The following is a 22,714-nucleotide window of genomic DNA, read 5'->3' on the forward strand; positions in this document are numbered from 1 at the left end:
TGACGGGGTATCTGCACGTTTGGCCCATTGCTGGCACGATGCCCCTCACGCTGCTAGATTACCGTGCACCAGAATCGTTGATCGAGAGACTACGATGACTGACAAAAACGCATCTTCACGTTCGCCATTTCCCGCGCTGATCCTCATCGCGGCCATCGTCGTCGCGCTGGTCGCGGCGTTCGCCTACACGGCGGGCTGGCTATCGCCGAACCGTCTTACGCCGGCGAAGATCGTCGGCAGCCTCGCGCCGCCCGGCGGCGCGGTGCCGGGCTTCAGGCGCAATCACGCAAAAGGCATCTGCTTCAGCGGCGATTTCGAATCCAACGGCTCCGGCGCGGCGCTCTCCAAAGCCAAGATGTTCGCGCCGGGCACGTATGCCGTCACCGGACGCTTCAATCTCGCCACGCCCGACCCGAAGGCATCGGACGCGATGGCGCGTGTGCGCGGCCTCAGCCTGCGCATCGTCATGCCCGACAACAGCGAGTGGCGCTCCGCGATGATCGATGCGCCGTTCTTCCCCGTCGCCACGCCGCAAGCCTTCTTCGACCTGCAACGCGCGCTCGCGAACAAGAACGACCCCGAGTCGATGCAGAAATTCGCGGCCGCGCATCCGGAGATCGGCGCGTTCGGTGCATGGGCGGGCAGCGCGCCGTGGACGCCCTCCTACGCGGAGCAGCGCTACAACAGCCTCAACAGCTTCGTCTTCACCAACGCGGAAGGACAGGACCAGACGGTGCGCTGGTCGTTCGTCCCGGCAGCGAAGCCCGAGACCGTATCGCCGGATGAGCTGGAGAAGAAGGGCGATAATTTTCTCGATGCCGACATCACCGAACGCGTGAAGAGCGCGCCGCAACGCTGGGCGATGGTCGTGACGGTCGCGAATCCCGGCGATCCCACCGCCGACCCGAGCAAGGCGTGGCCGGAAGACCGGCATACCGTGGAGGTGGGCACGCTCGTCGTGAAGGCGATCGAGCCCGAGCCCGACGGACCGTGCCGCGATCTCAACTTCGATCCGACCGTGCTGCCATCGGGCATGCGCGTATCCGACGATCCGTTCCCCGCCGCGCGCTCGGCCGCCTACTCGGTATCGTTCAATCGGCGCACCGCCGAAGACAAGGACTATCCGCACACGCCCGCGCAAGGAGCCACGCAATGAACGCGATCCACGAGCGGTTCTCGCCGCTGCAACGCGCCCTGCACTGGATCATGGCGATCTGCATTCTCGCGATGCTGTTCATCGGCGTCGGCATGGTATCGACGGTGCGCCCCGACTATCTGACGCTCGTATCGATACACAAGCCGCTCGGCGTCGCGATTCTCGTGCTCGCGCTGATTCGTCTCGCGGTGCGCATCACGCGCGGCGCGCCACCGCTGCCCGCCGACATGCCCGAGCCGATGAAGCTCGCCGCGATCCTCTCGCACTACGCGTTCTATGCGCTGATGATCGCGTTGCCGCTGCTCGGCTATGGCATGTTGTCGGCGGCGGATTATCCGGTCGTCGTGTTCGGCGTGCGCGTGCCTTCGCTATTGCCGCATAGCAATTCGCTGCACACGCTGCTGTGGAACGCGCATCGCTTCCTCGCGCTGTGTTTCTTCGCGTTGATCGTCGTGCATCTGGCGGCGGCGCTGTTTCATGCGCTCGTGCGCCGCGATGGTGTCTTTCACGCGATGGCGCCGTGGAAGTGACTCGGCGTGGTCACGGCCGGCGCTGCTGCACGACCTGAGCAAGCGCCCGCACGCCCGGCTCGATCAGCTCCGCGCGTATCGCCGAGAAGCCCATGCGAAAGCATCGCTGACCATCGGCGGGATCGGCAAAGAAGACGTTGCCCGGTTCGATCAGCACGCCGAGCGCCTGCGCGTCTTTGGCGAGGCGCGTCGCATCGAGCCACGGCGGACCTTCGACCCAGCACGACGCGCCGCCCGTCACCTTCGATGCGCGCAACTCCGGCAAATGCGTAGCGAGCGCATCCGTCAGCACTTCGGCGCGCTCCTTGTAGACGCGCCCGAGCTTGCGCAACAGCGTGTCGTGATGGCCGAGCGCGAGAAACGTCGCGAACGCACGCTGAATGTATGCGGCCGGATGGCGAATCATCAGACGGCGCAGCGCGCGCAATTCGCGGATCAGCGTGCGCGGCGCGACGATATAACCAAGCCGCAATCCGGGCGCGAGCGTCTTCGACAACGAGCCGATATACACGACGCGCTCCGCCGTATCGAGACTCTTCAATGCCGGATGCGGCGTGCCCGAAAACGAGTTCTCGCTCTCGTAATCGTCCTCGACGACGATGAAGTCATGCTTCACGGACAGATCGAGCAGCCTGCGCCGCCGCTCGATCGGCATCGTCACCGTCGTCGGGCATTGATGGCTCGGCGTGACATACACGTAATCGCACGGCGCGAGCAGGCTTTCATCGTCGATGACCGCGCCTTCATCATCGACGTGAATCGGCACGATCTCCGCGCTGTGATGCTGAAAGATGTTGCGCGCATCGGGATAACCGGGGTTCTCCATGCCGACTTTCGTGTGCTGTCCGCACAGCAGATCGCCGATCAGATAAAGCGCCTGCTGACAGCCGTTCGTGACGACGATCTCGTCGGGCATCGCGAACACGCCACGGCGCGGCAGCACGCGCGTGCGAATCTGCTCGACGAGCGTTTCGTCGTCGCGCTCGATCAGATCGGGCGCCCAGTTGCGGATTTCCATCACCGAAAGACCGTGCATGCAGCTCTCGCGCCAGTCGTTAGTGGGGAAGAGCCCGGTATCGAATTGCCCGTAAATGAAGGGATATTCGTAGCTCTGCCAGTTCGACGGCTTGACGATATTGCGCTGATGCGAAGGCGCATGCCGGATGCGCGCGCTCCAGTCGGGATGGCCTTGCTGCGTCGGCACGGCGGGCGCATCGGCTACGCCCGTCGCGGTGAAGCCGCGCTGCAATTCGTCCGTCGCGGGATTCACGAAATGGCCGCTGCGCTCGCGCGACACGAGATAGCCTTCCTCGACGAGCTGCTGATACGCGAGCACGACCGTATTGCGCGACACGTTGAGCTGGTCCGCGAGCTCGCGGCTCGATGGCAGCGCGGAGTCGGGCGCGATATGACCGCTCAGGATCGCATTGACGATCATCTGCCGGATCTGGTTCTGCAAGCTCATCCCCGAGACCCGCGAGCGCTCGAAAAGCCGCGCCCAGAGCGTGGCGGTTGGGCGGGTGGGCATGCATGTCTCCTGCAAAAGTTATCGTGATCTTTGCATATTAGGTTATCAACCCACGTAGGTTATCAACTCACGGAAAACGCCAGCTCTCGACGCTGCCGCAATCCGACCCACGCCGCCGACAGCGCGCTGATGACGCCCGCCGCAAGGCAATATCCCGCGATCATCCACGGATCGCCGCCATTGCGCTGCAACAGCCATGTGGCGATGATCGGGCTGATGCCGCTCGCGAAAATGCCCGAGAACTGATACACGAAGGAGATGCCCGAGTAACGCACTTTCGCATCGAAGAGCTCGGAGAAGAGGGCAGCTTCCGGCCCATAGATCGACGCATACACGACGCCCAGCGGAATCACCACGGCGAGCCACGCGAGCATCGTGTTGCCGCCGCTGTTCTTCATGAGCCAGAAGCCGAGGAACGCCGAGAGTCCCGTCGCGAGCGAGCCCCAGAAGTAGATGCGCGCGCGTCCGATGCGATCCGACAGCCGCCCGAAAAAGGGAATCGTGAAGATCATCACGAAGGCGGCGAGCATCACGCCGATCAGCGCATCGGTGCGTTGCAGATGCAGCGTGCCCGTGAGATACGAAATCGAGAACACGCCGAACACGTTGAAGAACACGCCGTCGATGAACCGCGCGCCCATGCCCGCGACGACATTGCCGGGATACTTCGTGAGCACATCGATGATCGGCATGCGCGCTTCGCTGCCCGACTTCCGGATGCGCGCGAATTCCGGCGTCTCCATCACGTTCAGCCGGATATACATGCCGATGACGACCAGCGCGAAGGACAGGAAGAACGCGAGACGCCAGCCCCACGCGAGGAACTGCGCATCGGTCAGCGTGAGCGACAAGCCCGCGACCACGCCCGACGAAAGACACAGCCCGAGCGCAAGGCCGATCTGCGGAATGCTCGCGTAAAAGCCGCGCTTGTTCTCGGGCGCATATTCGAACGCCATCAGCACCGCGCCGCCCCATTCGCCGCCGAGACCGATGCCTTGCAGCACGCGCAGGAACAGCAGGAGCGACGGCGCCCAGATGCCGATCTGCGCATGCGTCGGCACCATGCCGATCAACACCGTTGCGACGCCCATGATGGTGAGCGTCATCACGAGCATGCTCTTTCTGCCGAGACGATCGCCGAAGTGGCCGAAGATCACGCCGCCCAACGGCCGGCTGAGAAAGCCGACGGCGAACGTGCCATAGGCGAGCATCGTCGAGATGAGCGGATCGCCGCTCGGGAAATACAGTTTGTTGAAGACGATGCCGGCGACCACGCCGTATAGAAAGAAGTCGTACCACTCGATCGTCGCGCCGATCAGACTTGCAACGACGACGCGTCTCATCTGCTTGCCATCGGTTCGGGGCAGTGCGTTCATTGGGTTTGTCTCCGTGATGTTTCTTGGGTCGTATTGAGCCTCTAATGGGCGTTGTGTTTTTCGATAACGGCTTCGCCTGCTTCTTCCACGCGCGTGACGCGCTGATAGCGCTGGTCTTCGAGAATCATGTCGGCGGCTTTCTCCGCGATCATGATGACGGGCGCATTCGTGTTGCCCGATACGAGCTCCGGCATGATCGAAGCATCGACCACGCGCAGGCGTCCGATGCCGCGCACCTTCAGCCGTTCGTCGACGACGGCGAGCGCATCGCCGCCCATCTTGCACGTGCCGGCGGGGTGATAGATCGACTGGCTGAATTTGCGCGCGACGTCGAGCAGTTCGGCATCGGTCTGATAGTTCGAACCGGGAATGAACTCGGAGACGATGTGTTTCGCAAGCGACGGCGCCGCGGCGATGCGTCGCGCCACCTTGATGCCGCCGATCACGACAGGATGATCGCGCTCGTCGGAAAGATAGTTCGCGTGAATCGCGGGATATTGCAGCGGATCGTTCGAACGAATCTCGACGCTGCCGCGGCTATGAGGCCGCAACTGACACACCGACGATGTGAATGCCGAGAAAGGATGCGCGCCCTGGCCGGGCTTGTCGGCGGAAAGCGGCTGCATGTGAAACTGGATGTCGGGACGCGTGACATCGGGCGACGAGCGCGTGAATATCGCGACCTGACTGGCCGCGAGCGTGAGCGGCCCCGTGCGCGAGATTGCGTATTGCAGGCCGACGAGCGCCTTCTTGAGCGGATGATTGACTTCGTCGTTGAGCGTGCGTTCGCGCGTCTTGAAGACGAGCCGCACTTGCAGATGATCCTGAAGATTCTGGCCGACGCCGGGCAGTTCATGCCTGATCCGCACGCCCGCGTCGTTCAGCACGTTCGCAGGACCGACGCCCGAGTTCTGCAGGATTTGCGGCGACCCGATCGCACCGGCCGCGAGAATCACTTCGACACGCGCGCGCACGGTCTTCACGACGCCTTCGTGCACGTATTCGATGCCGATGGCTTCCTTGCCGTTGAACAGCACGCTGCGTGTTTGCGCACGCGTCCGCACGATCAGATTGCGGCGATCGCGCACGGGCTTGAGAAAGCCTTTGGCGGTGCTCCAGCGCAAGCCCTTGTACGCGGTCTGCTGAAAGTAGCCGACGCCTTCCTGCGTTGCGCCGTTGTAGTCGTCGTTGAACGGAATGCCGGTCTCTTGCGCGGCCGCGATGAAGTGATCGGCGATCGGCCGGCGCAAGCGCAGATCGGACACTTTCAAAGGACCGCCGGCGCCGTGATATTCGCTTGCGCCATGCTCCTGATCTTCCGACTTCCTGAAGTACGGCAACACGTCCTTGAAGCTCCATCCCGCGTTGCCGAGTTCCGCCCAGCGATCGTAGTCTTCGTGCTGGCCGCGAACATAGAGCAGCCCGTTGAGCGAGCTGCATCCGCCGAGCACCTTTCCGCGTGGCCAGTCGATGCTGCGTCCGGCCATCGCATCGTCCGGCTCCGTGCGATAGCACCAGTCGAGCTCGGGATCGTGCATCGTCTTGAAGTAGCCGACGGGAATATGAATCCACGGGCTCGTGTCGCGTCCGCCCGCTTCGAGCAGCAGCACCGTGTTGCGCGGATCGGCGCTCAGCCGGTTCGCGAGGACGCAACCCGCCGAGCCAGCACCGACGATGACGTAGTCGACTTCATGCTGCATGACACCTGTCTCCTGGAATCTTCTTTTGGAACGAATCGCTTCGCCCGTCGTACGTTCAGTACGTTCAATGTGGAAGAAGCCGGCCAGGAAGCCAAGAGAAAAACGCGGAAGCCCGCGAAAGTGAAACGGAAACTGCGTGAATCGATTCAGAACCGCTAGATGATCGGGTATCCGAATTAAATATGCTGCGGCGCGTCAGAAGGTCGCCGCGAGCGCCGCAGCGGCTTCCTGCAGCCGCGGCACAAAGGTGAGCGCGCGCGACAGCACCATGCGCGACACCGGCCCATGCACCGCGATGGCCGCGATCCACTTGCCGCGCGAGTCGATGACCGGCACCGCGACGCACGCAATGCCCAGCACGAATTCCTCGTTATCCACGGCAATGCCCTTGTGAACGATGCGATCCAGTTCCGCTTCGAGCAGATTCGGATCGTCGAACGTATTCGCCGTGAAGCGTTCGAGCCGCATCGCGCGTATCAAGGCAGAGCGTTCGTCGCGCGGCATCGTCGCGAGAAGCAGCTTGCCGCTCGCGCTGCAATGCGCGGGCACGTGCGATCCCGGCTTGAGTTCCAGCCGCAGCGCCCACGGCGATTCGCAGCGGTCGAGATAGAGCACCTGCGTGTCGTGCAGCATGCTCAGGTTGCAGGTTTCGCCGAGATCGTCGACGAGATGCTCCAGAATCGCGTGCCGCTGACGGCGCGCGCCGCTGTGCATCATCACGTCGACGCCGAGCCGTTCGAGGCGCGGACCGATCACGTAAGCGTTCTTCTGGCCCGGCTCGCGCGCGACGAAGCCGCCCGCTTCGAGCGATTGCAGCATCCGGTGCAGCGACGCTTTCGGCTGCCCGATGATGTTTGCGAGTTCCGCGAGCGACAGCGCGCCCTTCGCGGCGACGAGATGTTCGAGCACGCTGAATGTTCGCAGCGTGGGGGTTTCCGCGCGCGCGTTCGAGCCGCTTTCAACTAGCGCATCTCTATCCGTCGATTCGGGTTCGACGAACGCTTCGGTTTCGAGTCGCGTATCCATGATTCGCGCTCACACGGCCGGATGCCGCGCGGCCTGCGCCTGCACGCAGGTCACGGCGATCACGTAATAGATATCGTCGGCGCTGCAGCCGCGCGACAGATCGTTGGCGGGCTTCGCGAGCCCCTGCAAAAGCGGCCCGATGGCCTTCGCCCCGCCGATGCGCTCCGCGAGCTTGTAGCCGATGTTGCCCGCTTCGAGGCTCGGAAAAATCAGCGTGTTCGCGTGCCCTTCGATCTGCGAGTGCTGCACCTTGCGCATCGCGATTTCCGCGACGATCGCGGCATCGAGCTGCACGTCGCCGTCGATCGCGAGGCCGGGACGCGCTTCCTTCACGCGCCGCGTCGCGTCGATCACTTTATCGACGGCCGCATGATGCGCGCTGCCGCTCGTCGAGAACGACAGCATCGCGACGCGCGGATCTTCCATCAGCAGGTTGCGTGCGCTGTCGGCGGCCGCCATTGCAATCTCGGCAAGTTGCTCCGCATTCGGCTCGACGACGAGCGCGCAATCGGAAAAGATCAGGCCGCCTTTCATCGTATGAAAAGGCTCGCACAGCATCATCAAAAAGAAGCTGGAAACGAGCTTGAACGACGGACGCACGCCGATGATCTGTATCGCGTTGCGCACGACGTCCGCGGTCGTGTTGACCGCGCCGGACACGGAACCGTCCGCCTCGCCCGTGCGCACCATCAGGTTCGCGAAGCACAGCGGATCGAGCACGGCTTCGCGCGCCGCTTCAGCCGTCATGCCCTTTTTCTCGCGCAGCGCGAAGAGCTCTTCTGCGAAGCGTGCGCGAAGCGGCGATTGCGAAGGATCGATCATCTCGATGCCTTCCAGATCGATGCCCGCGCCATCCGCGACTTGATACGCGCGCGCTTTTGCGCCCACGAGCACGACGCGCGCGATGCCATCCTTATGCGCGCGTTCCGCTGCCTGAAGCACGCGCGTGTCTTCGGCTTCGGAGAGGACGATACGCATCGGCAGGTCGCGAGCCTGATCGATGATGCGATGCATGGCTTTCATGGCGGGCTCATTCAGATAAGAAGAAAACGCCGCCCCAGGCCGCGGGGCGGCGTGGCAAAGGACTTAGACGTAGTCCTTGTACTTGTCGAGCATGCGGACCGGCTTCGCAAGCGCATCACGGCGGAACGGGTCGCCGAGCTCGCGCGTGCACATGATCTCGATGATCGTCGTCTTGCCATGATTCATCTGCAGATCGATGGCCTTCTTGAGCGCCGGGCCCACGTCCTCCAGCTTGTCGACGACGATGCCTTCCGCGCCCATCGCTCTCGCAATCTCGGCGAAGCTCTGGTTGTCGAGCTCGCCCGCGACGAAGCGGCGGTTATAGAAGTCCACCTGATTCTTCTTCTCCGCGCCCCACTGACGGTTATGGAACACGACCGCCGTCACCGGAATGTTATGGCGCACGCATGTCATGGTTTCCATCAGGCTCATGCCCCACGCGCCATCGCCCGCATACGACACGGCAGGACGATGCGGTGCCGCGACCTTCGCGCCGATGATCGTCGGGAACGCATAGCCGCAATTGCCCCAGCTCATCGCCGCGAAGAAGCTGCGCGGCTTGTTGAAGCGCAGATAGCTGTTCGCGACCGAGTTGATGTTGCCGATATCGGTCGAGACCATCACGTCTTCCGGCATGGCCTTCTCGAGTTCGCGCAACACCTGACGCGGATGCAGATATTGACCGCCGCTGAAGGGCTTTTCGTTCTTCTGCTCTTCGATCATGTCGAGGCTGTACGGGTCGCGCTCGTGCGTCCAGTCGTCGAGCTCCTTTTCCCACGCGGCCTTTTCATCGGCGATGGTCTTCGCACGGGCATCTTTCGTCGCGTCGCAGTCGAGCTTGCGATCGGCGAGACGTTGCGTGAGCGCGATGGCGGTCGCCTTCGCATCGCCGCAAATGCCGACGGAAATCTTCTTCACGAGGCCGAGCATCTTGTGATCCGCATCGATCTGGATGACCTTCGCTTCCTTCGGCCAGTAGTCGAGGCCGTGCTGCGGCAGCGTGCCGAACGGTCCGAGACGCGAGCCGAGCGCGATCACCACATCGGCCTGGTTCAGCAGCTTCATCGCGGCCTTCGAACCCTGATAGCCGAGCGGACCGCACCACAGCGGATGATTCGCCGGGAACGAGTCGTTGTGCAGATAGCTGTTCACGACCGGCGCGCCGAGACGTTCCGCGAGCGCCTTGCATTCCTCGATCGCGTCGGACATGACCACGCCGCCGCCCGAGATGATGACGGGGAATTTCGCCTGCGCGAGCAGATCGGCCGCTTCGTTGAGACTTTGATCGCCGCCGGGGCCGCGATCGAGACGCTGCGGCTTCGGAATCTCGACCTTGACCTGGCCGTAGAAGTAGTCGCGCGGAATGTTGAGCTGCGTCGGGCCCATTTCCGACATCGCGCGATCGAAGCAGCGCGCGGTGAATTCGGCCATGCGCGCCGGATGCGTGACGTGGCCCTGATACTTCGTGAATTCCTGGAACATCGGCAGTTGCTTCGCTTCCTGGAAGCCGCCGAGACCGATGCCCATCGTGCCCGCTTCGGGCGTCACGATCACGACCGGGCTATGCGCCCAGTACGCCGCCGCGATCGCCGTCACGGCATTGCTGATGCCCGGACCATTCTGACCGATCACGACGCCATGGCGGCCCGACACGCGCGAATAGCCATCGGCCATGTGGCCCGCGCCCTGTTCGTGCACGACGGGAATCAGGCGGATGCCGGCGGGCGCGAAGATATCCATCGCGTCCATGAACGCCGAACCCATGATGCCGAACATCTCGGTCACGCCATTGGCGGCGAGCGTTTCGACGAAGGCTTCGGACGGGGTCATCGCCTGCGGACCGCTGGGCGCGGCATCGGTGGCGGCGAGGGTGGTCTGGGAAGGACGTGCTTGGTCGTGCTCGCTCATGAGGTGTCTCCGGGTAAAATAAAACGGAACGTTTAGTTCCGGAATATGTATCGTGAACACATCGTAGGGCGAGTCGATTTCGTCGTCAACCAGTTTTTCAAATAAACGGAATGAATTGTCTCGTTAAAAAATGGAATGCTGCGGCGCTTTTCCTCGGCGGACAGCCGGCGGGCCCCGTGCGGCGGGCTTCCGGCGGGGTTCCGGAAAAAAGGGAGTTAACGGGAGGCGGTACGTTGACGCGCCATGAGCGTCAAACCATCGGACGCGTCGATGAGCGTCGCGAGCTTCACGGCGGTTTCGCGCAGTTGCGGTACGGCCTGGAGCAGTTCGTTCAGGTTCGCGCGGGCCGTCGGCGCGTGCGCGGCGAGGCACGCGAGCACGCGCCCGCTCGTGGCGTCGATGATGGGCACCGCGACCGCCACCATGCCGAGCACGAACTCTTCGTTGTCGATGCCGATGCCGCGCGCGGCGAGCCGGTCGAGTTCGGCTTCGAGCAACGCCGGATCGGTCAGCGTGCGATTCGTCTTTTTCGTGAGCGCGAGGCGGCCGAGTATCTGCCGGCGCTCGGCGAGCGGCATCTGCGAGAGAAACAGCTTGCCGCTCGCGGTGCAGTGCAGCGGCACGCGCATGCCCGCCTGCATGTGTAGACGCAGTGGTTCGTCCGTCTCGACGCGCTCGATGTAGAGGACGGTGTCGCCATCGAGCGCGGTGAGGTTGCAGCTTTCGCCGGTCACATCGACGAGCGAACGCAGAATCGAGCGGCACGCGCGCGTGAATGAATTGTTCGCGAGCGTCGCGAGTGCGAGCTGGGCGGCGCGCGGACCGAGCGCGATGCCGCGGTCGGCGCCGCGCGAGTCAGGCATGTGCGTGACGTAGCCCTGCGCTTCCAGCGAGTCGATCAGGCGCAGCAGCGTCGCCTTCGGGATGCGCACGCGCGCCGCGAGTTGCGACAGCGTATAGGCGTGGCCGGCTGCGGCCAGTTGTTCGAGCACGGCGAGCGGACGAAGCGTCCGCGCTTCATCGCCGGCATGCTCGGCCGGCTCGAGGAGATTGGTGTCGCGCATGAACCGAAATCGGAACGATTGGTTTCAGATTACGGCTACTCTACGCGCAAAGCGCGCCCGGATGCCACAATTTTCGGAACGTCCGGTTGCAGTTTTAATCGGAACGAGCGTAACGTTCAGAATGTCTTGCCGAGTTCGGTGGCGGCTTCCTTCAGGCGCGGCACCATTTCCAGCGCGCGCGAGAGCGGCGTGCGCGACACCGGCGCGTGAACCGCGATCGCCGCGATGCATGTGCCGTTCGCATCGACGATCGGCGCCGCCGCGCACACGATGCCCTGCACGAATTCCTCGTTGTCGATCGCGACGCCCTTCTTCGCGATGCGATCGAACTCCGCTTCCAGCATCTCGGTATCGGTGATCGTGTTGGCGGTGTAGCGCTCGAGCTTCATCGCGCGCACGAGCGCGTTGCGTTCCTCGCGCGGCTGCAACGCGAGCAGCAGCTTGCCGCTCGCGCTGCACCACACGGGCACGTGCGAACCGGGTTTCAGATCGAGGCGCAGCGGCCACGGCGCCTCCACGCGGTCCAGATACAGCACTTCGTTCTCATGCAGCATCGTCAGATTGCAGGTTTCGCCGAGATCCGAGACGAGCCGTGTGAGGATCGCATGACGCAACCGCCGCGCGCCCGCGTGCGTCATGACATTGAGGCCGAGCTGGGCGAGCCGCGGGCCCACCACGTACGCATTCTTGTCGCCGGGCTCGCGAATCACGAGACCGCCCGCTTCGAGCGACGCCAGCATCCGATGCAGCGACGGCTTCGGCATGTCCATGTCCTCCGCCATGTCCGTCAGCGACACGGGATGGCCCGCCTGAACCAGATATTCGAGCAGCGCGAAAGCTCGTAGCGTGGGCGTGTCGGGCTTGTCCATCGAAATGATTCCATGTGAATTGTTCGAGAGATTCTAAATGAGGTGCCGATCGGCGCTATATAGGCCGAATAGCCAAAAATAAACGAAATGATTTGTTCCGAAAAACGATAGTTGTTATGCTGGAGCCTCGACGGAACACGAGCAGGGAGATCAGGGAAATGATGCGCGACACATTGTTGGACGAGCCGGACCGCCAAGTGCCCGTGCGCACGCTTTTTGGAATCGATTCGGATTTGCAGGTGCCGGCGTTCAGCACGCGCGATCCGCACGTTCCGGAAATCGATGAGGCGTATCGGTTCAATCCCGAGGTCACGCTCGCGATTCTCGCGGGCTTCGCGAACAACCGGCGCGTGATGGTTCAGGGATTGCACGGCACCGGAAAATCGACGCACATCGAGCAGGTGGCGGCGCGCCTGAACTGGCCGTGCATGCGCGTGAACCTCGACGGTCACGTGAGCCGGCTCGATCTCGTCGGCAAAGATGCGATCGTCGTGCGGGACGACGTGCAGGTGACCGAGTTTCAGGAGGGCATCGTGCCGTGGGCGTTGCAGCGGCCCGTGGCGCTCGTCTTCGACGAATACGACGCCGGCCGTCCCGACGTGATGTTCGTGATCCAGCGGATTCTGGAACGCGACGGCAGCTTCACGCTGCTCGACCAGAACCGCGTGATCCGGCCGCATCGTTTTTTTCGCCTGTTCGCGACGACCAACACCATCGGTCTCGGAAACCTGAACGGCATGTATCACGGCACGCAGATGTTGAATCACGCGCAGATCGACCGCTGGAACGTCGTCGCGACGCTCAACTATCTGTCGCGCGAGGAAGAGGCGCGCATCGTGCTGGCGCGCGTGCCGCAACTCGATCACGACGCGGGCCGCGCGCTCGTCGATTCGATGGTCGGCATGGCGGGATTCACGCGGCGCGGTTTTCAGGCGGGCGATCTGTCGACGCTGATGTCGCCGCGCACCGTCATCAGCTGGGCCGAGAACTGCGAGGTCTTCCGCGATCCGAAGCTCGCGCTGCGTCTCACTTTCCTGAACAAATGCGATGAAGCGGAACGGCCGATCGTCGCGGAATATTTCCAGCGCGCGTTCGGCGAGGAACTGGATACGCCGTCGCAATGGCACGACGAGACGGCAAAATGAGCGGCTCGCGTGAACTCGCGCGGCGCGATGCGCTGTGTGCGGCGACCGTGCGGGCGCTGACCGGCGACGAAGCGTTGCACTATCGTGGCGGCAGGCTGTATCGGCACTTGCGGCCGGTGCCGATGCACGCGCCGCACTTGCGCGGCGATCGCAGGGACGAAGAGGACTTCGCGTCGACACGCGGCGCGGCCGATGCGTCCGCGCTGCGCATCGTGTATTCGGACGCCGCGCTGCATCGCGCGCTCGCGCCTGATGACGCCGTCGAGCGCATGATTTTCGACATGCTCGAACAGTTGCGTTGCGAAACGCGCGTGCCCGCCGGCATGGCAGGCGTGAGGCGCAATGTGCGGCATCGCTTCGATGCGTGGTCGCTCGCCTGCTACGAGACCGGCGTGCTCGACAGCGACATCGGTCTGTTGATCTATACGGTCGCGCAAATGGCCGCGTCGCGTCTTTCGGGCCGCGCGGTGCTCGAAGAAACGGAAGGGCTCATCGAAGCGACGCGCGCGGCGCTCGCGCCATCGCTCGGCCATGCGCTCGCCGGCATGCGGCGACATTGCGACGATCAGCGCGCCTATGCCGCGCACGCGCTGGATCTCGCGCGACAGGTCGGAACAATGATCCGCGACGTGCGCAATGCGTTCGTCGAAAGCCATGCACCGAACGATGACGACGAAGACATTCCGCGCACCATGCTCGGCACGTGGTTCGATATCGACGACGAAGAAGGCGATATCGAGCGGCTCGCGCTTGCCGCAAGCGGAGACAGCAGCGCGCGCGACGCGTCGGGCGAGGACTATCGCGTCTTTATCGCGCGTTACGACAGGACCATTCGCCCGGCTTCGCTGATTCGCGCCGCGTTGCTGCGCGAGTATCGCGAACGTCTCGACGAGGTGATCGCCGCGCGGCATATCAACGTGCCGCGTCTCGCGCGCATGTTGCAGGCCGCGATCACGGTGCCGCGGCGCGATGGCTGGTCGTTCGGCGAGGAGGACGGGCGCATCGACGGCCGGCGGCTCGCGCAAGTTGTGGCGTCGCCGGACGAGCGGCGCGTCTTCAGGCGCGAACGCGAACGGCCGCATGTGGATTGCGCGGTGAGCTTCCTGCTCGATTGCTCCGGGTCGATGAAGGCGAGCATCGAGCCTGTCGCGGTGATGATCGACGTGCTCGTGCGCGCGCTCGGCATGGCGGGCGTCGCGACGGAAGTGCTCGGCTTCACCACGGGCGCATGGAACGGCGGGCGCCCGAAGCTCGACTGGCTCGCGAAGGGCAGGCCGCGCCATCCGGGCAGGCTCAACGAAGCGTGCCACATGATTTTCAAGGAAGGCGATGCGAGCTGGCGCGCGGCGCGTGGCGATATCGCGGCGCTGTTCAAGGCCGATCTGTTTCGCGAGGGCATCGACGGTGAAGCGGTCGATTGGGCCTGCTCTCGTTTGATTGCGCGTGATGATGCGAGACGCATTCTCGTCGTGATTTCCGATGGCAGCCCGATGGACAGCGCCACCGCGCAGGCCAACGATCCGAACTATCTCGATCAGCATTTGCGCGAAGTCGTCGCAAAGCATGAGGCGGCGCGCAGGGTGGAGGTGCTCGGGCTCGGCGTCGGGCTCGATCTGAGCCCGTACTATCGGCATCACTTCGCGGTGGATCTGTCCGTGCCGCCCGACATGACGCTGTTCGCGAAGCTCGCCGCATGGCTCGGCGCGCGGCGCAGGGGCCGCGTTTAGCGCGCGATTCGATCGACATTGGAATTAAGTGCCGAGCTAACTTGCGTTCGCCGGCCGCCCGGGCACGCCCTTTCGCACCGTCCAGCCACCCCCTTGGAGCCATCGAAAGTTCCCGACTGGTACTAAGCCGCCGTCTCCTTTGGATGCAGTATGGAATCAAATTCCAAGGAGACATCGGTGGCTACTCTCGATTACGTTGCGCCGGCCCTGCAGGGCGCGTGCGCCCCCTATGATCCGCTCTACGACCCGCTCGTCTCGCGCATCGGCCCGCAGCCGATGGACTACGCGCCCACCTACTGGGTCGCGACCGCAGGCGATCCGCCCGAAGACGACGGACCCTTGCCCGGCGATGCCGATGTCGACGTGCTGATCGTCGGCTCGGGATTCACCGGCCTTTCCACCGCGCTCTTTCTCGCCCGCGAGCATGGCATCCGCGCAACCATCGTCGATGCGAATCGCACCGCCTGGGGCTGCACGAGCCGCAACGGCGGGCAAGGGCAGAACGCGAGCGGACGCCTCTATCGCTCGCAGTGGATCGAGCGCTGGGGCAAGAAGACGGCGCTCGAACTCGACGCCGAAATCCGCGAAGGCTTCGATACCTTCAAGCGGCTGATCGGCGAATTCAATTGCGATCCGCAGCCGGGCGGTCATCTCTACATCGCGCATCGCGAGCGCAAGATGGATTTCCTCGCGAATGAATGCAAGGTCATGCGCGATGTCTTCGGCTACGACACGCGCATGCTGAGCGCGAAGGAAGTCGCGCAATCGTATGTCGACGATCGCGAAAGCTGCGGTGCGCTGCTCGAACCCGATGGCATCGGCGTGCATCCGCTCAAGCTCGCGTTCGGCTATATGCGCATGGCGCGCTCGCTCGGCGTGAAGGTGCATACGGGCACGCCCGTGCAGGGCGTCGAAACGATTCGCGGCGTGCATCACGTGAAGACGCCGCGCGGCGTGATCCGCGCGAAGGCCGTTGCGTTCGCGACGGGCGGCTATACGCGCAACGACATGCATCGCGCGCTCTCCGCGAAGATCATGCCGATTCTTTCGAACTCGCTCGTCACGCGGCCACTCACGCAAGAGGAGATCGCATCGACCGGTTTCCGTACGCGCCAGGTCATCACCGATACGCGCACGCTGCGCTTCTACTATCGCCTGTTGCCGGATAACCGCGTGCAGATCGGCAGCCGCAGCGCGATCACGGGCGCGGATGCCGCGAATCCCCGGCATATGGAGGTGCTCATCGAAGGATTGCATCGCAAGTTTCCTTCCTTGAAAGGCATCCGCATCGACTACTCGTGGTGGGGCTGGGTCGATGTCAGTCACGACATGATGCCGCGCGTCGCGCAGCCCGATCCGCAGCAAAGCATCTTCTACGCGGTGGGTTACGGCGGCAACGGCGTGTCGTTCTCCGCGCATGCGGGACGGCGCATGGCCGAGCGCATCGCGGGCAAATGGCAGCACGCGCGCGACGGGCTGCCGATCTACGACTCCGCGCTCGAATATCCGAACGTGATGGGCGTGGTCCGCTGGAAGGGCTTCGCGCCGTTCCGTCGCGTGGGTCAACGGTTTCTGTATCACAAGTATCTGGCGCAGGACGAGAAGCGCTGATCCCTTTCACAACGCACTGCAAACATCGACCTATGAGCACTCAAACGAATCAGGACTACCTTCGCCTGCTGCAAACATTCAACGATGCGTGGAACCGCCACGATATCGATGCGCTGATGAACTGCATGGCGGACGAATGCGTCTTTCACGGCGTGGCCGGCCCCGATGCGCTGGGCCGCACCTTCGAAGGCCGCGATGAAGTGCGCAAAGGCTTCACGCTCGCATGGGAGACGTTCCCCGATGCATCGTGGAATGACGGCGAGCATTTCGTGAGCGGCGAGCGCGGCGTATCGGAATCGACGTTTCGCGGCACGAAGGCCGACGGCTCGCGCATCGAAGCGCGCATGGTCGACGTCTTCACGTTCAGCGACGGCAGGATCGCGGTGAAGAACGCCTATCGCAAAGACCGACCGGCGATCTGATCGATGATGGAATGAAAAGCGTCGACCCGCTGGCGATGGATCAGCGGGCGAGCGCCAACTCGACACAAGCACATCAGGAAGGAGACGACATGCACTCGAGCAGGGAACAAGGCGATCTCAAATGCGGCCTCAAGCAGCGCCACATGACGATGATCGCGCTGGGCGGCGTCATAGGCGCCGGACTTTTCGTCGGTAGCGGTGTGGTGATACAGCAGGCCGGGCCTGCCGCCATACTTTCGTTTCTCATCACGGGCGGCCTCGTCGTGCTCGTCATGCGCATGCTGGGCGAGATGGCCTGCGCGATGCCCGCCGTCGGCTCGTTCTATGAATACGCGCGTCTCGCATTCAGGACGCAGCGCGGGCCCGGCAAGCTCGCGGGCTTTCTGACGGGCTGGATGTACTGGTACTTCTGGGTCATCGTGATCGCGCTCGAAGCGGTCGCGGGCGCGAAGCTCGTGCAGTTCTGGATACCCGACGTGCCCGCATGGATCATCAGTCTCGTGCTGCTCGTCGTGCTCACGCTCACGAACCTGATCTCGGTCGCGAGCTACGGCGAGTTCGAGTTCTGGTTCTCGTCGATCAAGGTCGGCGCGATCATCGTGTTCCTGTTTCTCGGCGGCCTTTACGTCTGCGGTTTCTGGCCCGCGTCGATGCACACGACCGATGTCGCCACGACCTTCCTCGGACATGGCGGCTTCATGCCCAAAGGCATCGGACCGGTGATGGCGGGCGCGGTGGCGGCAACAGGCTTCTACTTCGGCGCGGAGATCGTCACGATCGCGGCGGCGGAAGCGAAGGAACCCGCGAAGGCCGTCGCGAAAGCGACCAATTCGGTCATCACGCGCGTGCTGGTGTTCTATGTCGGATCGGTCGCGCTGGTCGTCGCGCTGGTGCCGTGGAACTCGCATCAGATGGCGACGCCGTATGTCAGCGCGCTCGATGTCATGGGCATGCCGGCCGCCGCGAACGTGATGAACGCGATCGTGCTCACCGCCGTGCTGTCCGCGCTGAACTCGGGCCTTTATGCCGCATCGCGCATGCTGTTCGCCTTGACGCGTCACGGCGATGCACCGCTCGGCCTCGCGAAGGTGAACAAGCGCGGCGTGCCGGTGCGCGCGATTCTGCTCGGCACGGTGTTCGGCTATGTGTCGGTGGTGATGTCGTATGTATCGCCGGACACGGTGTTCGCCTTCCTCGTCAATTCATACGGCACGGTGGCGCTTTTCGTGTACCTGTTGATCGCCTTCTCGCAACTGCGCCTGCGGGCCCGCATGACGAGCTTCGAAGCGAACGACCTGCGCGTGCGCATGTGGGGATTCCCCTATCTCACGTGGCTCGCGATCTTCGGGATGATGGCGATTCTCGTCGCGATGGCCTTCATTCCCGATCAACGCAAGCCACTGTGGCTGGGCGTCGCGAGTCTCGGCATCCTGATCGTCGCTTATTACGTGTTCAGGCGCGGTCGCAAGGACGTCGAGATCGAAGCGGAAGAACATTCGACGCAGCATCTTCAGACCGTCGAACGGTAAGCGATGAAACTCAAAGGCCGGCTTGCTGCAATGCAAACCGGCCTTTGAATCATTCTTTGAAGGTCTTTGCGGTTTCTTCGGCGGCGCGGCGCAGATCGGGCTCGAAGACGAGCAGCTGATCGAGCGCGACGCGTCCCACCGGCGCCTGAATCGCAATCGCCGCGCACGCGCGATTGCGGTCGAGCATCACCGGCACCGCTATCGCGACGAGTCCCTGCAAATGCTCTTGGTTGTTGATGGCGAGCATGCGGCGGCGCGTCAACGCGAGCTCGCGGCGCAACGCATCGCGATCGGTGATCGTGCGCTCGGAGTACGAACGCAGCGGCAACCGCTCGATGATGCGTTCGCGGCGTTCCTTCGGCAGAAAGCTCAGCAGCAGCTTGCCGCTCGCCGAACAATGCAGCGGCACATGCGAGCCGGGTTGCAGATGCATGCGCAGCGGCCAGCCGGTTTCGACGCGGTCCACATAGACGACGTCGTTGCCCGCGAGCATCGTCAGATTGCAGGTTTCGCCAACGCGCGCGACGAGCTGTTCGAGCAGCGCATGACGCGCCGCGGCGGGACCCGCATGCATGAGCACGTTGATCGCGAGCGTGCGCACGCGCGCGGAGCATTCGTAGAGCCGGTCGCTCGCGCCGCGCGTCACGAGCCATGCGTCCATCAGTTGCACGAGAATGCGATGCACCGTCTGCTTCGGCAGGCCGAGCGCGTCGACGAGCTCGGTCATCGAGAGCGGGCGGTTCGCTTCGGCAAGCGTTTCGAGCACGCGGAACGCGCGCACGGCGGCGGCATTCGATTGATTCGACGTCACGTTGCTTGTCTCCGTCTGCTTACTTTGCGTTTGTATTCATTGTGCGTCGAAAACAGCGCTTTTCGGGACTCTGGAAAGTCCCGAAAAGCGGATTTTTCGATGCTGACGGTTTCGCTGAATGCGTTAGTCCAGAAAACGGGACCGCGCGACGGACGCGGCTGGCTAGATTGGATAGCACCTTCAATCTTTCAACAGCCGAGGTTCATCGCATGAATGACATGGCAAGCGGCGCCACGCTCGCGCGTTCTCGCGACAACGCGCCAAATACAAGCGAAGCCGATGTGGAACGCATCGTCGAGCGGGCTCGTGCCGCGCAACGCCGCTTCGAGCAAGCGGGCCAGGAGACGCTCGATATCGCCGCCGCGGCCGCCGCGTGGGCGATCATGGAGCCGCAGCGCAACCGGCGGCTGGCGGATCTCTCCGTGCGCGACACGGGCCTCGGCAACGCCGACGACAAGTTCCGCAAGAACCAGCGCAAGACGCTGGGCCTGTTGCGCGATCTTCACGGCGTCGCCACAACGGGTGTGATCGCGCGCGACGAGGAACATGGCATCGTCGAGATCGCGCGCGCGGTGGGCGTCGTGGCCGCGATCACGCCATCGACGAATCCGGCCGCGACGCCCGCGAACAAGATCATCAACGCATTGAAGTGCGGCAACGCGGTCATCGTCGCGCCTTCGCCGAAGGGTCATTCGTCGTGCGCGCTCCTTATCGACTTCATTCATGCGGAGTTCGCGAAGGCGGGTCTCGATCCCGATCTCGTGCAGATGCTGCCGCAACCCATCGGCAAAGCGTCGACGGCCGCACTGATGAAGCTCGCGGATCTCGTCGTCGCCACCGGTTCGCAAAACAACGTGCGCATGGCTTATACGAGCGGCACGCCGGCGTTCGGCGTGGGCGCGGGAAACGTCGCGTCGATCGTCACCGCGCGCGCCAATCCCGATGATGCGGCGCGCAAGATCGCGATGTCCAAGACATTCGATAACGCGACGAGCTGCTCGTCGGAGAACAGCGTCGTGATCGAGGAAGCGATATGCGCGCGCATGCTCGAAGCGCTATCGAATCAAGGCGGCGTGATGCTCGACGCCGCACAGAAGGCGCGGTTGCGGGCGGCGCTGTGGCGCGACGGCAAGCTCTCGGCGCGCTGCACGGCGCGCGATGCGGCGACGATCGCGCGCGAAGCCGGCCTCGACGAAATCGCCGCGCGCGAGCCGAAGTTCCTGATGGTCGAGGAGACCGGCTACGGGGCCGACTATCCGTTCTCGGGCGAAAAGCTCTCGCCCGTGCTGACGGTCTATCGCGCGCGCGACGTTGGGCACGCCATCGAAATCGTGCGTGGCATCTACGGCTACATGGGCGCGGGGCATTCGGTCGGCGTGCATGGCGCCGACGACGCGCTCGCCGTCACGCTCGGCACGCAGTTGCCGGTGGCGCGCGTGATCGTCGATCAGGCGCATTGCCTCGCGACCGGCGGCAACTTCGACAACGGCCTGCCGTTCTCGCTGTCGATGGGTTGCGGCACCTGGGGCGGGAACAACTTCTCGTCGAATCTCGGCTACCGGCAATATCTGAACGTGACGCGCATCGCGTATCGAATCGCAGAGCGCGTGCCGGACGTCGATGCGCTTCTCGGCGATTACTTCCGGAGGGTCGGACGATGAGCGCGCTGCCCGATCGAATCGTATCGTCTGATGCGCCGCCGTTCGATGCGCCAACGCTGCGCGCATTGATCGATGCGCGAGCCGAACACGCGCCCGGCAAGCCGTTTCTGCTTTCCGCCACGCAGGACGAGGTGCTGACGTTCGGCGCACTGCGCGACGACTGCATCGCGCTCGACGCGCGCTTCAAGAAAGCGGGCTTGCGTCCCGGCGATGTCGTGTCCGTCTTCATGGGCAACGGCATCCAGACGGCGCGGCTTCTGCTTGCGGCGATGTATGGCGGTCTCGTCGCGAATCCGTTGAATCTGCTGTGCCAGCCTTCGCAGGTGCGCTACATCGTCGAGCATTCGGATACGCGCGCGATCTTCGTCGCCGACGATACGCACGACACGATCACCGAAGCGATCGACGTGTTGCGTCGCGAGGGCATGGAGCGCGATATCGCGGTGATCCGCACGTCGCCCGATGCGAACGCATTGCCCGATATCCCGGCGCTTCCGGCGCGCATGTCTCCGGTCGCACGCGATGACGCGCCGGGCACGCATATCCTCGCGGGCGACACCGCATTGCTCATGTACACGTCCGGCACGACGGGCGCGCCCAAAGGCGTGCTGCTGAGTCATCGGAGCCTGCTTGCGAACATGCGCAACATCAGCGCGGAACATCGCTTGTCGGACGATGATCGCGTGCTCGTATCGTTGCCGCTGTATCACATCAACGGACTTGTCGTCGCGCTTCTGACGCCGCTTCAGCACGGCGGCTCCGCGGTGATGACGCCGCGCTTTTCCGCGCGCACATTCTGGAGCGAGGCGTCGCAACACGGCTGCACGTGGATCAACGTCGTGCCGACGATCGTTGCGTATCTGCTGAATGGCGAGGGCGCGCAAGGCTGCGATCTTTCCGCGCTGAAGTTTTGCCGCAGCGCTTCTGCTGCGCTGCCGGCCGATCATCATCGCGCGTTCGAGGAACGCTTCGGCATCGGCGTCATCGAAACAATGGGCATGACGGAAACGGCCGCGCCAGCATTCAGTAATCCGTACGATCGCGCGATGCGAAGACTCGGCAGCATCGGCTTGCCGTCGGGTGGCGAAGCGAAGATCGTCGATCTCGCCGGGCGCGAGTGCGCGGCCAACGAAACCGGCGAGCTCGTGCTGCGCGGCGGGCAACTGATGAGCGGCTACTACAAGCGTCCCGAGGAGACCCGCAATGCCTTCACCGCCGATGGATGGCTGCGCACCGGCGATCTCGGCTATCGCGACGAGGCAGGCTTCTTCTACATCAACGGACGCGCGAAGGAACTGATCATCAAGGGCGGCGAGAACATCGCGCCGCGCGAGATCGACGAAGCGCTGCTGCGTCATCCCGGCGTGCTCGAAGCGGCGGCGGTCGGTGTGCCCGATCCGGCTTACGGCCAGGACATCGTTGCGTTCATCGTGCCGAGCGGCGGCGCGACATCGCTCGATATCGCCGAGCTGCGCGCGCATTGTCTGCGCGAACTCGGCCGCTACAAGACACCGCGCGAATTCCGCTTCACCGACGCGTTGCCGCGGGGACCATCGGGCAAGGTGCAGCGCCTTAAGCTCGTATAGACCGCGTGATCGAAAGCTCGACCGTTCCACATCAGATGGACA

At 63.7% G+C, this 22,714-nt stretch carries 18 protein-coding genes; 9 read left to right on the forward strand and 9 right to left on the reverse strand.

Annotation, left to right across the window (positions count from 1 at the left end; translation table 11 throughout):
- Positions 1-94: 94 nt before the first annotated feature.
- Entirely contained in the window at positions 95-1,156 is a 1,062-nt protein-coding gene (locus AWB75_RS16485; protein WP_061125160.1) for a catalase family peroxidase, read from the forward strand.
- A complete protein-coding gene (locus AWB75_RS16490) occupies positions 1,153-1,686 on the forward strand; it encodes a cytochrome b (protein WP_061125161.1) in 534 nt (177 codons plus the stop codon). The genes AWB75_RS16485 and AWB75_RS16490 overlap by 4 nt, the downstream gene beginning before the upstream one ends.
- Positions 1,687-1,696: 10 nt before the next feature.
- On the opposite strand, the gene pdxR is transcribed toward AWB75_RS16490, so the two are convergent.
- From pdxR to AWB75_RS16530, 8 genes are all read right to left on the reverse strand, one after another.
- The gene (gene pdxR, locus AWB75_RS16495; RefSeq protein ID WP_061125162.1) at positions 1,697-3,214 is read right to left on the reverse strand and encodes a MocR-like pyridoxine biosynthesis transcription factor PdxR; all 1,518 of its coding nucleotides are present in this window, start codon (positions 3,212-3,214) and stop codon (positions 1,697-1,699) included.
- Between the two features lie 62 nt (positions 3,215-3,276).
- On the reverse strand, positions 3,277-4,590 hold the full coding sequence (locus AWB75_RS16500; protein WP_061125163.1) for an MFS transporter: 1,314 nt from the start codon (positions 4,588-4,590) through the stop codon (positions 3,277-3,279).
- 41 nt (positions 4,591-4,631) lie between these two features.
- Positions 4,632-6,290 carry a GMC family oxidoreductase gene (locus AWB75_RS16505; protein WP_061125164.1) on the reverse strand — a complete coding sequence of 553 codons (1,659 nt, stop codon included), beginning with the start codon at positions 6,288-6,290 and terminating at the stop codon, positions 4,632-4,634.
- A gap of 195 nt (positions 6,291-6,485) precedes the next feature.
- Positions 6,486-7,316 carry an IclR family transcriptional regulator gene (locus AWB75_RS16510; RefSeq protein ID WP_235012129.1) on the reverse strand — a complete coding sequence of 277 codons (831 nt, stop codon included), beginning with the start codon at positions 7,314-7,316 and terminating at the stop codon, positions 6,486-6,488.
- A gap of 9 nt (positions 7,317-7,325) precedes the next feature.
- Positions 7,326-8,339, reverse strand: coding sequence for a phosphate acetyltransferase (pta, locus tag AWB75_RS16515; protein WP_061125165.1), 1,014 nt, complete (start codon positions 8,337-8,339; stop codon positions 7,326-7,328).
- A gap of 63 nt (positions 8,340-8,402) precedes the next feature.
- Positions 8,403-10,247: a sulfoacetaldehyde acetyltransferase gene (xsc, locus tag AWB75_RS16520; RefSeq protein WP_061125166.1), complete on the reverse strand. Its 1,845-nt coding sequence runs from the start codon at positions 10,245-10,247 to the stop codon at positions 8,403-8,405.
- Positions 10,248-10,462: 215 nt separating this feature from the next.
- Entirely contained in the window at positions 10,463-11,311 is an 849-nt protein-coding gene (locus AWB75_RS16525) for an IclR family transcriptional regulator (RefSeq protein ID WP_061125167.1), read from the reverse strand.
- A 116-nt stretch (positions 11,312-11,427) separates the two neighbouring features.
- Positions 11,428-12,180, reverse strand: coding sequence for an IclR family transcriptional regulator (locus AWB75_RS16530; protein WP_061125168.1), 753 nt, complete (start codon positions 12,178-12,180; stop codon positions 11,428-11,430).
- 158 nt (positions 12,181-12,338) lie between these two features.
- On the opposite strand from AWB75_RS16530, the gene AWB75_RS16535 reads away from it, so the two are divergent.
- The 5 genes from AWB75_RS16535 (at position 12,339) to AWB75_RS16555 (ending at position 18,614) form a co-directional block, all read left to right on the forward strand.
- Positions 12,339-13,325 (forward strand): AAA family ATPase, encoded by a 987-nt coding sequence (locus AWB75_RS16535; protein WP_200822991.1) that lies wholly within the window; start codon positions 12,339-12,341, stop codon positions 13,323-13,325.
- The gene (locus AWB75_RS16540; RefSeq protein WP_061125169.1) at positions 13,322-15,052 is read left to right on the forward strand and encodes a cobaltochelatase CobT-related protein; all 1,731 of its coding nucleotides are present in this window, start codon (positions 13,322-13,324) and stop codon (positions 15,050-15,052) included. The genes AWB75_RS16535 and AWB75_RS16540 overlap by 4 nt, the downstream gene beginning before the upstream one ends.
- 177 nt (positions 15,053-15,229) lie before the next feature.
- Positions 15,230-16,663 (forward strand): NAD(P)/FAD-dependent oxidoreductase, encoded by a 1,434-nt coding sequence (locus AWB75_RS16545; RefSeq protein ID WP_061125170.1) that lies wholly within the window; start codon positions 15,230-15,232, stop codon positions 16,661-16,663.
- A 32-nt stretch (positions 16,664-16,695) separates the two neighbouring features.
- Positions 16,696-17,085, forward strand: a complete 390-nt coding sequence (locus AWB75_RS16550) for a nuclear transport factor 2 family protein (RefSeq protein WP_061125171.1) — start codon at positions 16,696-16,698, stop codon at positions 17,083-17,085.
- An 89-nt stretch (positions 17,086-17,174) separates the two neighbouring features.
- Positions 17,175-18,614, forward strand: a complete 1,440-nt coding sequence (locus tag AWB75_RS16555; RefSeq protein ID WP_061125213.1) for an amino acid permease — start codon at positions 17,175-17,177, stop codon at positions 18,612-18,614.
- Between the two features lie 49 nt (positions 18,615-18,663).
- On the opposite strand, the gene AWB75_RS16560 is transcribed toward AWB75_RS16555, so the two are convergent.
- Complete coding sequence (locus AWB75_RS16560) at positions 18,664-19,425, reverse strand: IclR family transcriptional regulator (protein WP_061125172.1); 762 nt, start codon at positions 19,423-19,425, stop codon at positions 18,664-18,666.
- Between the two features lie 209 nt (positions 19,426-19,634).
- On the opposite strand from AWB75_RS16560, the gene sauS reads away from it, so the two are divergent.
- Together sauS and AWB75_RS16570 are read left to right on the forward strand one after the other, a co-directional pair.
- A complete protein-coding gene (gene sauS, locus AWB75_RS16565) occupies positions 19,635-21,086 on the forward strand; it encodes an acylating sulfoacetaldehyde dehydrogenase (RefSeq protein WP_061125173.1) in 1,452 nt (483 codons plus the stop codon).
- Positions 21,083-22,672, forward strand: a complete 1,590-nt coding sequence (locus tag AWB75_RS16570; protein WP_061125174.1) for an AMP-binding protein — start codon at positions 21,083-21,085, stop codon at positions 22,670-22,672. The genes sauS and AWB75_RS16570 overlap by 4 nt, the downstream gene beginning before the upstream one ends.
- Positions 22,673-22,714 lie beyond the last annotated feature (42 nt).

The sequence above is a fragment of the Caballeronia catudaia genome (assembly GCF_001544755.2).
Lineage (GTDB): Bacteria > Pseudomonadota > Gammaproteobacteria > Burkholderiales > Burkholderiaceae > Caballeronia > Caballeronia catudaia.

Coding starts and splice junctions, on each gene's coding strand:
- AWB75_RS16490 (WP_061125161.1), top strand. CDS start 1,153: ATGAACGCGATCCACGAGCGGTTCTCGCCGCTGCAACGCGCCCTGCAC.
- pdxR (WP_061125162.1), bottom strand. CDS start 3,214: ATGCCCACCCGCCCAACCGCCACGCTCTGGGCGCGGCTTTTCGAGCGC.
- AWB75_RS16535 (WP_200822991.1), top strand. CDS start 12,339: ATGATGCGCGACACATTGTTGGACGAGCCGGACCGCCAAGTGCCCGTG.
- AWB75_RS16525 (WP_061125167.1), bottom strand. CDS start 11,311: ATGCGCGACACCAATCTCCTCGAGCCGGCCGAGCATGCCGGCGATGAA.
- AWB75_RS16555 (WP_061125213.1), top strand. CDS start 17,175: ATGCACTCGAGCAGGGAACAAGGCGATCTCAAATGCGGCCTCAAGCAG.
- AWB75_RS16510 (WP_235012129.1), bottom strand. CDS start 7,316: ATGGATACGCGACTCGAAACCGAAGCGTTCGTCGAACCCGAATCGACG.
- AWB75_RS16505 (WP_061125164.1), bottom strand. CDS start 6,290: ATGCAGCATGAAGTCGACTACGTCATCGTCGGTGCTGGCTCGGCGGGT.
- AWB75_RS16485 (WP_061125160.1), top strand. CDS start 95: ATGACTGACAAAAACGCATCTTCACGTTCGCCATTTCCCGCGCTGATC.
- AWB75_RS16570 (WP_061125174.1), top strand. CDS start 21,083: ATGAGCGCGCTGCCCGATCGAATCGTATCGTCTGATGCGCCGCCGTTC.
- AWB75_RS16550 (WP_061125171.1), top strand. CDS start 16,696: ATGAGCACTCAAACGAATCAGGACTACCTTCGCCTGCTGCAAACATTC.
- sauS (WP_061125173.1), top strand. CDS start 19,635: ATGAATGACATGGCAAGCGGCGCCACGCTCGCGCGTTCTCGCGACAAC.
- AWB75_RS16530 (WP_061125168.1), bottom strand. CDS start 12,180: ATGGACAAGCCCGACACGCCCACGCTACGAGCTTTCGCGCTGCTCGAA.
- xsc (WP_061125166.1), bottom strand. CDS start 10,247: ATGAGCGAGCACGACCAAGCACGTCCTTCCCAGACCACCCTCGCCGCC.
- AWB75_RS16500 (WP_061125163.1), bottom strand. CDS start 4,590: ATGAACGCACTGCCCCGAACCGATGGCAAGCAGATGAGACGCGTCGTC.
- AWB75_RS16540 (WP_061125169.1), top strand. CDS start 13,322: ATGAGCGGCTCGCGTGAACTCGCGCGGCGCGATGCGCTGTGTGCGGCG.
- pta (WP_061125165.1), bottom strand. CDS start 8,339: ATGAAAGCCATGCATCGCATCATCGATCAGGCTCGCGACCTGCCGATG.